The 13,916-nt window shown below is 70.3% G+C and carries 12 protein-coding genes; 6 read left to right on the top strand and 6 right to left on the bottom strand.

Features of this window, described 5'->3' with window-relative positions:
• Positions 1 to 47: 47 nt before the first annotated feature.
• Together ABD353_RS00810 and ABD353_RS00805 are read right to left on the bottom strand one after the other, a co-directional pair.
• On the bottom strand, positions 48 to 818 hold the full coding sequence (locus ABD353_RS00810) for a glycosyltransferase family 2 protein (protein ID WP_344621473.1): 771 nt from the start codon (positions 816 to 818) through the stop codon (positions 48 to 50).
• Positions 818 to 1,219, bottom strand: coding sequence for a DUF2304 family protein (locus ABD353_RS00805; RefSeq protein WP_344621472.1), 402 nt, complete (start codon positions 1,217 to 1,219; stop codon positions 818 to 820). The genes ABD353_RS00810 and ABD353_RS00805 overlap by 1 nt, the downstream gene beginning before the upstream one ends.
• 148 nt (positions 1,220 to 1,367) lie before the next feature.
• Between ABD353_RS00805 and ABD353_RS00800 the strand changes: the two genes are divergently transcribed.
• Positions 1,368 to 2,672 (top strand): acyltransferase family protein, encoded by a 1,305-nt coding sequence (locus ABD353_RS00800; protein WP_344621471.1) that lies wholly within the window; start codon positions 1,368 to 1,370, stop codon positions 2,670 to 2,672.
• 62 nt (positions 2,673 to 2,734) lie between these two features.
• Here ABD353_RS00800 and ABD353_RS00795 read toward each other — a convergent pair whose 3' ends face one another.
• The gene (locus ABD353_RS00795) at positions 2,735 to 4,069 is read right to left on the bottom strand and encodes a lipopolysaccharide biosynthesis protein (RefSeq protein ID WP_344621470.1); all 1,335 of its coding nucleotides are present in this window, start codon (positions 4,067 to 4,069) and stop codon (positions 2,735 to 2,737) included.
• Entirely contained in the window at positions 4,062 to 5,039 is a 978-nt protein-coding gene (rfbB, locus tag ABD353_RS00790) for a dTDP-glucose 4,6-dehydratase (RefSeq protein ID WP_344621469.1), read from the bottom strand. The genes ABD353_RS00795 and rfbB overlap by 8 nt, the downstream gene beginning before the upstream one ends.
• Before the next feature lie 83 nt (positions 5,040 to 5,122).
• Between rfbB and rfbA the strand changes: the two genes are divergently transcribed.
• The 5 genes from rfbA (at position 5,123) to ABD353_RS00765 (ending at position 9,826) form a co-directional block, all read left to right on the top strand.
• Positions 5,123 to 5,998: a glucose-1-phosphate thymidylyltransferase RfbA gene (gene rfbA / locus ABD353_RS00785; RefSeq protein ID WP_344621468.1), complete on the top strand. Its 876-nt coding sequence runs from the start codon at positions 5,123 to 5,125 to the stop codon at positions 5,996 to 5,998.
• Positions 5,995 to 6,594, top strand: coding sequence for a dTDP-4-dehydrorhamnose 3,5-epimerase (gene rfbC / locus ABD353_RS00780; RefSeq protein WP_344621467.1), 600 nt, complete (start codon positions 5,995 to 5,997; stop codon positions 6,592 to 6,594). The genes rfbA and rfbC overlap by 4 nt, the downstream gene beginning before the upstream one ends.
• A 129-nt stretch (positions 6,595 to 6,723) precedes the next feature.
• Positions 6,724 to 7,623, top strand: a complete 900-nt coding sequence (locus ABD353_RS00775) for a glycosyltransferase family 2 protein (RefSeq protein ID WP_344621466.1) — start codon at positions 6,724 to 6,726, stop codon at positions 7,621 to 7,623.
• Between the two features lie 43 nt (positions 7,624 to 7,666).
• Positions 7,667 to 8,611: an NAD-dependent epimerase/dehydratase family protein gene (locus ABD353_RS00770; protein ID WP_344621465.1), complete on the top strand. Its 945-nt coding sequence runs from the start codon at positions 7,667 to 7,669 to the stop codon at positions 8,609 to 8,611.
• Positions 8,612 to 8,671: 60 nt separating this feature from the next.
• A complete protein-coding gene (locus ABD353_RS00765) occupies positions 8,672 to 9,826 on the top strand; it encodes an acyltransferase family protein (protein WP_344621464.1) in 1,155 nt (384 codons plus the stop codon).
• 215 nt (positions 9,827 to 10,041) lie between these two features.
• On the opposite strand, the gene ABD353_RS00760 is transcribed toward ABD353_RS00765, so the two are convergent.
• Together ABD353_RS00760 and tuf are read right to left on the bottom strand one after the other, a co-directional pair.
• Positions 10,042 to 12,066, bottom strand: coding sequence for a hypothetical protein (locus ABD353_RS00760; RefSeq protein WP_344621463.1), 2,025 nt, complete (start codon positions 12,064 to 12,066; stop codon positions 10,042 to 10,044).
• A gap of 464 nt (positions 12,067 to 12,530) precedes the next feature.
• Positions 12,531 to 13,724 (bottom strand): elongation factor Tu, encoded by a 1,194-nt coding sequence (gene tuf, locus ABD353_RS00755; protein WP_030263551.1) that lies wholly within the window; start codon positions 13,722 to 13,724, stop codon positions 12,531 to 12,533.
• Positions 13,725 to 13,916 lie beyond the last annotated feature (192 nt).

The following is a 13,916-nucleotide window of genomic DNA, read 5'->3' as shown; positions in this document are numbered from 1 at the left end:
CCCCCCGCCGGGCCCCCCCCCCCCCCGGCTTCAACAATTCCCGGACGTCAGCTCTTCAGGGCCAACTCCCGGACGGGCGAATCGTCCTTCGACTCCGCGATGGCCCGCAGGTTGTCCGGCATCCTCCGGATCATCGCGAGCAGCAGGACCAGGCCGGCCCGGGCCAGGTAGATCATGGCCTTGAACGGCGAGGCGCTCGGTCGTCCGGTGGTCCGCTCCCGCATGGCAACCGGGACCTGGCGGACGGTGAAACCGCAGCGGGCGGCACCGACCATGCTCTCCACGGTGTCGCCGAGGTACTCCACCGGGTACCAGGTGGCGAAGAACTCGATGAGCTTGCGGTTGCAGGCACGGAAGCCCGAGGTCGTGTCGGTCAGCCTGGTACGTGTGATCCGCGACAGGACCGTGGACAGCAGACCCATGGCCCACTTCCGGGGGCCGCGCACCTTGTAGTCGCCCTCGCCGTCGAACCTGGCGCCGATGACCAGGTCGGCCTCGTTCAGCTTCTCCAGCAGCAGCGGGACGTAGGACGGGTCGTGCTGGCCGTCCGAGTCGATCTGGATCGCGACGTCGTAACCGTGCAGGTGGGCGTACCGGTAGCCGAGGCGCATGGCCCCGCCCACCCCCAGGTTGTAGGGGAGCCTCGCGACGGCCGAACCCGCCGCGGCGGCGACCTCGGCTGTGCGGTCCGTCGAACCGTCGTCGACCACCAGTGTGTCGACGCCGGGCAGTTGGGCCCGTATCTCACCCAGGATGCCGGGGAGGCCCTCGGCCTCGTTCCAAGCCGGCAGGATAACAAGTATCTTGCGCCCGTCCATCACGCCCCGACCTCCGAATCGACCGAACCCTCGACCTGGGTGTGCGGGCGGGGCTCCGGGTAGCCGTGGTGCGCGACCAGGTGGGCGCGCAGCAGCGCCACTTCCTCGGACAGCGTGCGGGTCTCGGCCTCCAGCCTGCTCGCCTCCCAGCTGAGGTGAAGGCAGACGAGCAGCACGAGCACGAAGCCGGCGAAGAGCACGAGGCTCACCCCGGACGCGATTCCGAGCCGCCGTGCGGTGGAGTCGAGCACCCGGGGAACGAAGCCCAGCGGGGCCACTACCAGACCGATGCCGAGCCATATCGCCGCGTACTTCTCCCGGAGCTGCTGCCGGCGCAGCAGTTCGAGGATGTACACGAGCACCAGTACACCGGTGATCGATGTGATGACAGTGAGTTGCACGACGAGAGACGCCTTTCAGCCGCGGTGGCGAGGGCCATCGTAGCCGCCGCCGGAGAACGGACGACAGCGGCCGCCGGTCCGCTCCGGAACCGTCCCGGGAGCCGGGGCTGGAGCCTGCGGCGAGGGAACCGTGGGCTACTCTCGCCGGATGTCTCTCACCTCCCGGGCGCGGCCCCGGCCTGATCTGTCGGGCTCTGCCGAGGCGCCGGTCGTCTCGCCGGGCAATCGGCTCGGCTGGCTGGATCTGCTGCGCGGTGTCGCCGCGCTGACCATCGCGGGCGAGCACTTCGTGCAGATGGTGGTCCCGGAGCTGTATGCCCGGGTCACCCACCGCTTCGACGTGGCGTCCTTCGGTGTTTTCCTCTTCTTCCTGGTGAGCGGATACATCGTGCCCGCCTCCCTGGAGCGGCGCGGGAGCGTACGCGGCTTCTGGATCAGCCGGTTCTTCCGGATCTACCCGCTCTGCCTCGTGGTGGTGCTGGTGGGCATCGGCGTCTGGGCGGCGGGTGCGTACACGGCGCTCTCCCCGGTCAGCCCATTCCCGGCGAAGCACCCCGCCGTCGCCGCGCTCGCCAACCTGACGATGCTGCACGACTTCGTCGGGGTGGGGGGGTCCCTGTTCGTCATGTGGACCCTCTCCTACGAGATGGTGTTCTACCTCCTGGTGGCGGGCCTGTTCGTGCTCGGGCTGCACCGGCGCAGCGCGGAGATCTCGGCGGGTCTCGCCCTGATCGGCGCGTTGGCCGCGGGTCTGTTCCCGGTGCTGCTGTTCTCGCGCGATCTGCACAACACTGAGGTGACCGTGGCGGTGTCCGCTGCTGCAATGGCGGTGGGCCTGACCTGCCTGTTGTCCCGTCGCCGCGCCCTGTCGGTCACAGGTGCCGTTCTACTCGCGGGTTTGGCGCTCGTCCTGGTCACTGTCAACGGGCGGATGCCCGGGTGGTTCGGGCTGTCGATCCTGGCCACCATGTTCGGCGGCACGGCGATCTACCGTGCCGAGCAGGGGCAGATCAGCCGTCGGAAGTGCGCCGCTGCCTGCGTGGTGGCGTTGGGGGCGGTCGTGGCAGCCGGCGCGTGCTGGGACGAGCATGCGCGGATGACGCACCACGTCCAGTGGCAGTGGGTTGCGGCGATGCTTGCCACCTGGGCGGCCTTCGGCCTGGGAATGCTCCTCCGCGGCCGTACGGTTCCAAGGTTCCTGACCTGGCTGGGGTCGGTCAGCTATTCGATCTACCTGGTCCACGCGGTGCTGCTGTGCGTCCTGCTCTGGTTGATCAGTCCCACTGCGGTGAGGGACATCCCGCTGTGGTCACGTTTCGGGATCGGCATCGTCTTCATCGCCGTGGTCCTGGCGGTCAGCCAGCTGACTTTCACCGTGGTCGAGCGGCCTGCGCAGCGGCTGGGTCGGCGGGTCACCGCCCTCGTCGAGCGTCGGGCCAACGGCGGCGCCTGACGGCTGAGCACCCCTCGGACGATCCGGGCCCGACGCACAGTGCGCGTCGGGCCCGGATGCCGTCATGCGACCGGTGCTGCGGCCTCCGGAGCGGCAGGAACGTTGCCGGCGTCCGCCGGCGCTGCGCGGAAGCGGCGCAGCAACGACCACAGCATCAGCCCGGCGGTCGCAGCGGATCCCGCGAGGTAGCCGAGTTCGGCGCGGGTGCCGACGTCGCCGGGGAGCAGCGTGACCGCGGCGAGCACGGCGGTGCCGACCGCCCAGGCGAGGAGCTGCCGCTGGTGGCGGGAGAGCGCCATGAGGGCCTGGCCGACGACGGTCGCGACCATGTAGCAGAGGGTCCCGAGGACCAGCCAGAGGAAGTCGGCCGCGCCCAGGACGTCCTGGGCGTTGAACATCGTCCGGACGATCCAGGGTCCGAGGAGGACGGCCGGCACCCCGCCGGCGAGGCACATCGCGCAGACGACGGCGACGGTGCGCACCAGCACCTTGCGGAACTCCGCGTGCCGGCCGGAGGCGGCGGCCCCCGACAGGGCGGAGACCAGGGAGGCCTGGATCGCCGCGTACGCGAAGAGCGGGACGCGGGCGATGACCACGGCGTTCAGGAGGGCCGCGACGAGCGCGGTCGAGGCGGGCGACAGCAGTTGGACGCTGACCACGGCCGCGTTGACCATGAGCTGGGCGAGCAGGGTCGAGGCGGCGAGCAGGCCGAGACCGCGGGTGAGCGCCGGCCAGGGCACGGCGGGGCCCGGTCGGCGGTCGCGCAGGGTGGAGCGCAGGCCGATCAGGGAGGCCGCCAGCGGGGAGACCACCAGGATCAGGGCGAACGCCAGCACCGAGTGCAGGCCGAGCGCCGGCAGGGCGGCCGCGAGGCCGATCCGCAGACCGCCGTCGACGGCCAGCTGGGCGCCGTAGGCCTTGAAGTTGCCGAGGCCGGCGAGGGCGCCGCGGGTGAGCGAGCTGACGGCGAGCCCGACGAGGGCGCTGCCGAGCCCGGCCACCAGGGTGAGGTCGCCGTGGAAGAGGCGGTCGGCGATCGGCCGGGCCGCCGCGGCGAGCAGAGCGAGGACGGCCACCAGCACCGCGCCGGTGAGCAGGGCCGTCCGCCGCAGGGCCCCGTGCGGGCCCTGGCCGCCGACGTCGCGGGCGGCGACCAGGCGGTTCAGTTCCAGTTCCACCGGCGAGAAGAGGCCGTACCCGACGGACATGACGACCGTCCAGAGCACGGAGACGCCGGCGAGGGAGGTGGGGTCCAGCGTGTGGCCGGCGAGGGCGAGGTAGACGTACGAGGAGACGCCGAGGACGACGGTGCCGCCCAGCACCAGCCGGGTGCCGGGCGGCAGCGCGTCCAACAGCCGGGCCAGCGGGTTCGCGCGGCCGCCCGCCCGGTCAGCCACGCAGCGCGGCCTTGCTCTTCAGCGGCTCCCACCAGTCGCGGTTGTCGCGGTACCAGGCGATCGTGGCGGCGAGGCCGTCCTCGAAGCGGACCTGCGGGGTGTAGCCGAGCTCCTCGCTGATCTTGGTGATGTCGAGCGAGTAGCGCAGGTCGTGCCCCTTGCGGTCGGCCACGGGCTCGACCATGTCCCAGTCGGCCCCGGCGGCCTCCAGGAGCAGGCCGGTGAGCTCCTTGTTGGTGAGCTCGGTACCGCCACCGATGTTGTAGACCTCGCCGGCCCGACCCTTGCGCATGGCCAGCTCGATGCCGCGGCAGTGGTCGGAGACGTGCAGCCAGTCCCGGATGTTGCCGCCGTTCCCGTAGAGCGGGACCTTCCTGCCGTCGAGCAGGTTGGTGGTGAACAGCGGGATGACCTTCTCGGGGAACTGGTAGTGGCCGTAGTTGTTCGAGCACCGCGTGACCACGACGTCCATGCCGTGGGTGCGGTGGTAGGCCAGCGCCAGGAGGTCCGAGCCGGCCTTGGAAGCGGAGTACGGGGAGTTGGGGGCCAGCGGCCACTCCTCCGTCCAGGAGCCCTCGGCGATCGAGCCGTAGACCTCGTCGGTGGAGACGTGGACGAAGCGGCCGACGCCGTGCTTGCGGGCCGCGTCGAGCAGGACCTGCGTGCCGACGACGTTGGTCAGGACGAACGGCCCGGCGCCCTCGATCGACCGGTCGACGTGCGACTCGGCGGCGAAGTGGACGACCACGTCGTGGCCGGGCATCACCTGCTCGACGGTGTCGGTGTCGCAAATGTCACCCCGGACGAACCGGTAGCCGGGGTGACCGGCGACCGGCGCGAGGTTGGCCTCGACGCCCGAGTAGGTGAGCTTGTCGAGGACGGTGACCTGGGCGGACTCGTCGGCGCCCAGCAGGGAGCGGACGAACTCGGATCCGATGAAGCCGGCGCCGCCGGTGACGAGGATGCGCATAGTAGGGCGCAGTCTACCCAGACCTGTTCGAAGACCCGCCCTGCCCCACGACCCCGCCGGGGGCCTCGCATAAGCTGCCCGTCATGCGTGGAATTCTCTTGGCGGGTGGCACCGGATCGCGCCTGTGGCCGCTGACCCGGGCGGTGTCGAAGCAGCTGCTTCCCGTCTTCGACAAGCCGATGGTCTACTACCCGTTGTCCACGTTGGTGATGGCGGGCATCAGCGAGATCCTCATCATCACGACCCCGCAGGACCAGGAGCAGTTCCAGCGCCTGCTCGGCGACGGCTCCCAGCTCGGGCTGCGCCTGGAGTACGCCGTCCAGGAACGTCCCGAGGGGATCGCCCAGGCCTTCGTGCTCGGCGCCGACTTCATCGGGGACGAGCCGGTCGCGCTGATCCTCGGCGACAACATCTTCCACGGCAGCGGCCTGGGCACCCGGCTCGCCCAGCACACCCGGCCGGAGGGCGGGCGGGTGTTCGCCTACCCGGTGGCCGATCCGCGCGCGTACGGCGTGGTGGAGTTCGACCCGCAGGGCCAGGTCATCTCGATCGAGGAGAAGCCCGAGCACCCGAAGTCCCGGTACGCCGTGCCCGGCCTGTACTTCTACGACAACCGGGTCGTCAAGATCGCCGAGAACCTGGAGCCCAGTGCCCGGGGCGAGTTGGAGATAACGGCGGTCAACGAGGCCTACCTGCGCAACGGCGAACTCCAGGTCACCGTGCTGGACCGCGGTACGGCCTGGCTGGACACCGGCACGTTCGTGTCGATGGTCCAGGCCTCCGAGTTCGTCCGGGTGATCGAGGAGCGCCAGGGCTTCAAGATCGGCTGCATCGAGGAGGCGGTCTGGCGCGCCGGCCTGATCGACTCGACGCAGCTGCGCGAGCTGGCCGAGCCGCTCCGCAAGAGCGGGTACGGGGAGTACCTGCTGGACCTGCTCGTCGAGGAGGGCAACCGATGAAGTTCCGCGAACTGTCGATCGCCGGCGCGTTCGAGATGACTCCGCAGCAGCACGGCGATCCGCGCGGGCTGTTCATGGAGTGGTACCGCTTCGACCGCCTCTCCGAGGTGGTGGGCCACCCGCTGCGGCTGGCCCAGGCCAACCTCTCGGTGTCCTCCCGCGGCGTGGTGCGGGGCGTCCACTTCGCCGACGTGCCTCCCGGCCAGGCCAAGTACGTCACGTGCGTGCGCGGTGCGGTGCTCGACGTGGTGGTGGACCTGCGGGTCGGTTCGCCGACCTTCGGCCGCTGGGACTCCGTCCGGCTGGACGACGTGGACCGCCGGGCCGTGTACATCCCGGAGGGCCTCGGCCACGGCTTCTGCGCCCTGACGGACGACGCCACCCTCTCGTACGTCTGCTCCGAGACCTACAACCCCTCCGGCGAGCACACCGTGCACCCGCTGGACCCGGACCTCGCCATCGACTGGGGCACCGCCGAGCCGCAGCTGTCCGCGCGCGACGAGGCCGCCCCCTCGCTGGCCGAGGCGGTGGCGTCCGGTCTGCTGCCCGACTACGAGGCCTGCCGGGCGTACACCGCCGGGCTCCGCCCGGTCTGACCGCCGGGCGGGTGCCGTCCCGGACGGCACCCGCCCGAACGACCGGCACGTCGGTCATATGATGTGGCCGCCACGTCCGTGGCCGTGCTCCGTACCGGGGCAGCCGCCCCCAACCACCGGATAACCGCCATGACCACTCTGGATGTCCTGCTCCCCTACTACGGCGACGTGGCACTGATGCAGGCCGCGGTGCGCAGTGTCCTGGCGCAGACCGACCGGGACTGGCGACTGACGGTCGTCGACGACGGCCGCGAGCCGGGCGTGCCGGAGTGGTTCGCCGAGCTCGGGGACCCGCGGGTCCGGTACATGCGCAACGAGCAGAACCTCGGCGTCACCGGCAACTACCGCAAGTGCCTCGGCCTCGCCGAGCACGAGTACCTCGTCTTCATGGGCACCGACGACATCATGCTGCCCAACTACATCGAGACGATCCGCGACGTGCTCGCGGCCCACCCCGGCGTGGCCATGATCCAGCCGGGCGTCGAGGTCATCGGCAGCGACGGTGCGGTCAGCCGCACGCTGGCGGACGAGGCCAAGCGGCGGCTGTACGCGCCGCGGACCCGCGGCCTGGAGCTGCTGGGCGGCGAGGAGCTCGCCGTCAGCCTGCTGCGCGGCAACTGGCTGTACTTCCCGTCGATCTGCTGGCGCACCGACGCCGTCCGCACCATGGGCTTCCGCGACAACCTGGAGATCATCCAGGACCTCGCGCTGATCGTCGACCTGCTCCAGGCCGGCGAGCGGATGGCGGTGAGCGACACCCTGTGCTTCCAGTACCGCCGGCACACGGTCAGCATCTCCTCGAAGTCCGCCTTCAGCGGCAGCCGGTTCACCGAGGCCCGCCGCTACTTCCTCGACGTCGCGGACCGGCTGGACGCCCACGGCTGGCCGCGCGCCGCGAAGGCCTCCCGTCGCCACCTCTCGGCCCGGATCCACGCCCTCACGCTGGTGCCGGGTGCCGTGCGCAACCGCCAGTGGGACGGTGCCCGGACCCTGCTGCGCAACGCCTCCGCCACCGGCAGGGCCCGCTGATCCCGCGGTACCCGGTTCCCCTCTCCTCAAGGAGCGCTCCGTCATGAGCACCCCGCACACACCGCCGCGCGTCGCCGTCCTCGGCGGCACCGGGTTCATAGGCCGGGCCGTCGCCGAGCGGTTCGAGGCGACGGGGAGCGAGGTTCTCACGCTGGCCCGCAAGCCCTCCGCCGTGCCCGTGGCCGGCCGCTTCGTCCCCTTCGACCTGACGGCGTCCCCGGCGTCCGAGCTGGCCGCGCTGCTGGACCGCGAGCACGTCGACGTCGTCGTGAACGCGGCCGGCGGCATGTGGGGGCTCGACGACGAGCAGATGCACGTCGCCAACGTCGTCCTGGTCGACCGGCTGGTCGAGGCGATCGGCGCCATGGCCACCCCGGCCCGGCTGGTGCACCTCGGCACCGTTCACGAGTACGGCCTGGTGCCCGTCGGCACCAGCCAGCACGAGGACGACGTCCCGGCCCCGGTGATGGCCTACGGCCGGCTCAAGCTCGCGGCGACCGAGCGGGTCGTCGACGCGGTCGGTCGCGAGGGCCTCGACGCCGTCGTGCTCCGGCTCGGGAACGTGACCGGCGCCGGTCAGCCCGGGCACAGCCTGCTCGGGGTGATGGGTGCCAAGCTCGCCGCGGCCCACGCCGCGGGCACGGTGGCCGAGCTGTCGCTGCAGCCGCTCACCGCCCAGCGCGACTTCGTGGACCTGGACGACACGGTGGACGCCGTGGCGGCCGCCTCGACCACCAGGACGGCCCGCACCGTGCTGAACATCGGGACGGGCGCGGCCGCCCCGGCGCGCCGCTTGGTCGACCTGCTCGTCGAGGTGAGCGGCGTCCCGGTGGAGGTCACCGAGGTACCGGCCCCCGAGGGTACGGGCCCCGAGTCGGAGTGGCAGCAACTCGACATCTCCGCGGCACGGGAACAGCTCGGCTGGGTGCCGCAGCGCACGCTGCGGCAGTCGGTCGAGTCGCTGTGGGCGGACTGCCTGCCTGGCTGACCGTCCGCACCCGGTAGCGGTCCCACGGCAGGGTTCCCCTCAGCGGACGCAAGAGGTCACATGCGTGCATGGAGCTGGAGCAAGTCCCACGGCGGGCTGGCCGAGTCGCTGGGGCGGGCGAACGCCTTCGGCGCTCTTCGTCTGATGCTCGCCGGAGCCGTCCTCGTCTCGCACCTCTTCCCGCTCGGATACGGCCGACGGGATCCGTTGTGGGCCGCGAGCGGCAGGCAGACGGACCTGGGCCGACTCGCGGTGACCGGTTTCTTCGTGCTCTCGGGCTTCCTCATCACGGCGAGTGGCCGCCGTACCCGACCCTTGCGGTTCCTCCGGAACCGGGCATTGCGCATCGCCCCGGGACTGCTTGCGGCGGTCCTGGTGACCGGATTCGTGATCATGCCTGTCCTGTACTGGCGGGAACACGGAAGCCTGGGAGGGTTCTGGGAGCACCCTCACGGTCCGCTGCGCTACCTCCTCGGGGCATCTCCGGCCGACGGCAGCTGGGACGTCTCGGACGTCCTCGTCGAGGGCATCGAGCGCGGCACCAACCACAACGCGAACATCAACGGTGCCCTCTGGTCGCTGAAGTACGAGGCGCTCTGCTACCTCCTGGTGGCACTGTTCGCCGTCGCGGGGGTACTGCGACGGGCACCGGCGATGTTGGCGGTGCCCGCCGCCCTGCTCTGGTTCGCCGAGTCGGCCGGATGGCTGTTCGGGCGGAGCCTCGGAGGCGGCCCCTTCCATCTCGCCGTTCCGGTGGTCGGCGAAGTGTCGCTGGGCTTGGCGGTCGACCTCGCGTATGCCTTCCTGCTCGGCGCCGCCGCGCAGGTCCACCAGCGCCGCCTGCCGGTGCACGACGGCCTCGCAGTGGTCTGCGTGGCGGCGCTTGCGGCCTCCCTGAGGTGGGGCGGTCTGCTCCCCGTAGGCTTCCCGGCGCTGACCTATCTGACGGTGTGGCTGGCCGTACGCCTGCCCGGGCCGTTTAGAAGGATCGGCCGCCGTCAGGACTACTCCTACGGTGTCTACATCTACGGCTTCGCGGTTGAGCAGGGGCTCGCGGTGTTCGGGGTTCCGAGAGCGGGCCTGTTCTGCTACCTCGTCTCGGCCGCGGTGACGACCGCGGGACTGGCCCTCCTCTCGTGGCACGTCGTGGAGGCGCCGGCCTTGCGGCTCAGGACGGGTTCCACTGCCGGGCGGAAGAACCGTCCACCCCCCTGAGCCCCCGAGTCGTCACGACAGCTCGACGACCAATGCGACCCGGAACGGTAGGACGGGCAAGCATGCGAGGACTCACACGCCGGGTCGCCCGACAGGTCCTGGCGATGGCCGCAGCAGTCCGGCAGCCGGCGACGCCAGGCACGCACCAGCCACGACGAACGACGAGGCACCAGCCAGAGAGCCGATGCCTCGTCACGGTGAACACCGTTGCCGTACTAGGGCTCCAGCGGTGCGTACAGAACGGACGCCGTCCTCGTACCGGTCCCGTTGAGATCCCGGTCCAGACGTTCGGCGACCTGCTTGTCCCCCACGAGAAGGATGGGCGGGACCGGCGAACGGCCGATGGCGGTCCGGAGGTGCGCGAGCGAGTCACGGTACTTCTGCTCGTCCTCCGGCCGGCCGCCGATCTGCACCTTGAGCATCTCGTCGAACTGCGGCACCACGCCTGCACGGTGCAGCAGGGTCTGGGCGAAGAAGGTCATCCGCCAGTTCGAGTAGCCGTCGTTGGTGTACAGGGTGAGCACCGGAGCACTGACCCGCTGGATGTCCCTGGTTGCGAAGGCTTCTGCAGCCGGGCCGAGCTTCCCGATGTGTTCGCCACGACCCCACCGCGCCAGCTCGGACTCGTGCCAGGCCGACGGCTTCCCCCCCACGGAGGGCACACCCCACTGGATCCCGCCGAAAAGGCTGAGTGCGGCAGCCGCAGCTGCAACGGCAGCCACCGGCTCGGTCCACCGCTGCGCCGCGCGCGACGCGAAGCCGTTCCGAGCGATCGGCCGCAGAACATAGCCGGCACCGCCGAGCGCGACCAGCGCGAGCATCAACCCGCCCACGGCCATCTTCTCGAAGTAGTAGGAGAGCTTGCCGGTTTCGTAGATCTGGAACGCGGCGAAGGCCAGCAGCAGGCCCCAGGCGGAGACCACCGTCAGCAGAAGACTCTGAACGGCTCCGATTCGCCGGTTGCGCGGCATCAGACCGGCCACGAGCCCGAGCAGTCCGAGCCCCACGAGGGTGGATCGGTCCATCGGGATCATCGCGCCGCCGGTGACGGCCTGCTTCTTCACGTCGAAGTCCGACAGCACCATGATGACGCTGGGCACCAGGGCGACGGCGCCTCCGACCACCAGACTCAGCCAGATCGCCGTCCGACGAGGACGGAACCGACGCCGGTTGACCACCAGGGCCGCCAGCAGGGCTGCACCGATGTACACCGCATAGATGTTGTAGGTGTACGCGACCGTCACCATGCCGGCGACACCGACGAGCACGAACTCCGTCCGGCCCATCGCCGATCGGACGAGAAGGGCCACGGCCACCACGAGGAAGAGCAGCCCGATCAGCTCGGAGTCGAAGCCCGCCGGTATCATGATCGCGGCCGGGGTGGCGATCATGACGGCGGCGACCGTGCTGCAGACCACCGCCGCCCGCCACCCGCGCAACCGGGGCCCGCCGACCCATCGAGCGGCCCACACCACCGCGGCGCACAACAGGGCGTACGCGGCAAGGACGTATGTGAAGTACCGGTTGTCGGCCGCGATCATCGAGCCGAGCTCGGTGCTCGAAGTCCGGAACACATCCAGCCAGGCGAGAATCAGGTGCGATCCCTCGGGATACACCGCCTCGGTCGGCGGCTGCAACGAGACCCGGGCTGCGTCCTGGTGGAGGAAGGCATAACCACCGACCCGGTGGATGGTGTCGAAGATCGATAGATGGGTCAGGCGGTCCTCGGCGGTGACCAGCGCGCCCAAGCGCTCGACGGGGCTCTTCCCCGCGACCGGGTGGTGGACGTAGTGCCAGACCACCGCGGCAGTGCCGAGCACCACGGCGTCGGTACCGCGCACCCGCCAGGGCAGGCTGGGCTTCCGTCCGCTCCACCAGGCGGCACCGCCGACCACGGAGAGCAGCACCCCGGAGACGGGCACCGGTGACAGCCCCCACGGCCACACCGAGGCGAGAAGGCCGAGGACCAACAGGGCGCCGCAAAGCAGAAGACCGGAGGCCATCAGTCGATCGAGCAGCACGCCGCCGATCCGGACGGTGGACGCGATCGAGAGGACGAGGACCGGGAGGAGGACGAGATCGAGTCCCACGGCGTTCAGCGCGACCGGCACCGCCCACGACGCCGCCAGCACCACCACCAGAACCTGCCACCGGCGGTCGTCCGTACTGCGGCCGGGCCGGGTCCCCGCGGGTGCGGGCTCCTTCCCCCTGACTCTCCAGGCCAACATCTGGCTTGCCATTCCGGCCTCTCCTTGAAATCGACCCAGTGCGATGCGTGTCCGAGGCAGGAGCCCGGACGTCGTCCGTGACGCAGGCACCGTTGCTCACCGCCACGACCTCAGCGTCGACCGCGCCGCGGTCCATCGGCTTTCAGACGTCGAACGCCGACCGCTCTCCCCGGGTCGGCGGGCGGATCCCCCCGCAGGATTATGCCAGCCGCCCTCGAACGGATTTCCCGGGGCTGCACCTCGGTCGGCGAGGAGGGGGCCACCGAACGGTCCGCCGCCGTCATCGCTCCACGGCGGGCGATGTCCCTCATGCACGGACCGGTCCCGTGGTAGCCGCTTCCCTCTGACGGGACCAGCACGGGAGACCATGGCCCAACGGCGGAAGGGCCCGCCCTCCCCGTCCTCGCGGACGGAGGGGGCGGGCCCTTCCGTTTGCCTTGCGGCGAGCCTGTCTACGACAGACCAGGGTCAGATCGTCACTTGACGATCTTGGTGACCTGGCCGGCGCCGACGGTGCGGCCACCCTCACGGATGGCGAACTTGAGGCCCTCCTCCATGGCGACGGGCTGGATCAGCGCGACGGTCATGGCGGTGTTGTCGCCCGGCATGACCATCTCGGTGCCCTCGGGGAGGGTCACGACGCCGGTCACGTCCGTGGTACGGAAGTAGAACTGCGGGCGGTAGTTGTTGAAGAAGGGGGTGTGACGGCCACCCTCGTCCTTCGACAGGATGTAGGCCTGGGCCTCGAAGTCGGTGTGCGGGGTGACCGAACCCGGCTTGATGATGACCTGGCCGCGCTCGACGTCCTCGCGCTTGATGCCACGGAGGAGCAGACCGACGTTCTCACCGGCCTGGCCCTCGTCGAGCAGCTTGCGGAACATCTCGATACCGGTGACCGTGGTGGTGGTCTTGGTGGTCTTGATGCCGATGATGTCGACGGTCTCGTTGACCTTGAGGACACCGCGCTCGATGCGGCCGGTGACGACGGTGCCACGACCGGTGATCGTGAAGACGTCCTCGATCGGCATCAGGAACGGCAGCTCGGTGGCACGGGCCGGGGTCGGGATCGACTCGTCGACGGCGTGCATGAGGCCGAGGAGCTTCTCGCCCCACTCCTTGTCGCCCTCGAGCGCCTTGAGCGCCGAGACGCGCACGACCGGCAGGTCGTCGCCCGGGAACTCGTACTCGGAGAGGAGCTCACGGACCTCGAGCTCGACGAGCTCCAGGATCTCCTCGTCGTCCACCATGTCGGCCTTGTTCAGGGCGACGACGATGTAGGGGACGCCGACCTGGCGGGCCAGGAGGACGTGCTCCTTGGTCTGCGGCATCGGGCCGTCGGTGGCGGCGACGACGAGGATCGCACCGTCCATCTGGGCCGCACCGGTGATCATGTTCTTGATGTAGTCAGCGTGACCCGGGCAGTCAACGTGGGCGTAGTGACGCGCCTCGGTCTGGTACTCGACGTGCGCGATCGAGATGGTGATACCGCGCTGCCGCTCCTCCGGCGCCTTGTCGATCTGGTCGAACGGCGTGAAGGGGTTGATGTCCGGGTACGCGTCGTGCAGCACCTTGGTGATCGCCGCGGTCAGCGTGGTCTTACCGTGGTCGATGTGACCGATGGTGCCGATGTTGACGTGGGGCTTCGTCCGCTCGAACTTCGCCTTCGCCACTGCAGTCCTCCTGAGGACAGTTCTGTACGCCGTACGACGTCAGTTGGTCTTTGATCGGGATTGGGAACGGGGCGCTGGTAGCGCTCCATGCCGTCCCGCGGGGTGGGGTGCCGGGAGGGCCCGGGGGAATCCGTGGGGATTCGCCCCGGGTTACCTCCTTCTAGCCTAAGGGGTCGGATTCGTCCCGAATAA

This window comes from Kitasatospora arboriphila (assembly GCF_039528095.1).
Taxonomy (GTDB): Bacteria; Actinomycetota; Actinomycetes; order Streptomycetales; family Streptomycetaceae; genus Kitasatospora; species Kitasatospora arboriphila.
Note: the sequence above shows the minus strand (reverse complement) of the source record. Positions and strands in the feature narration are given on the sequence as shown.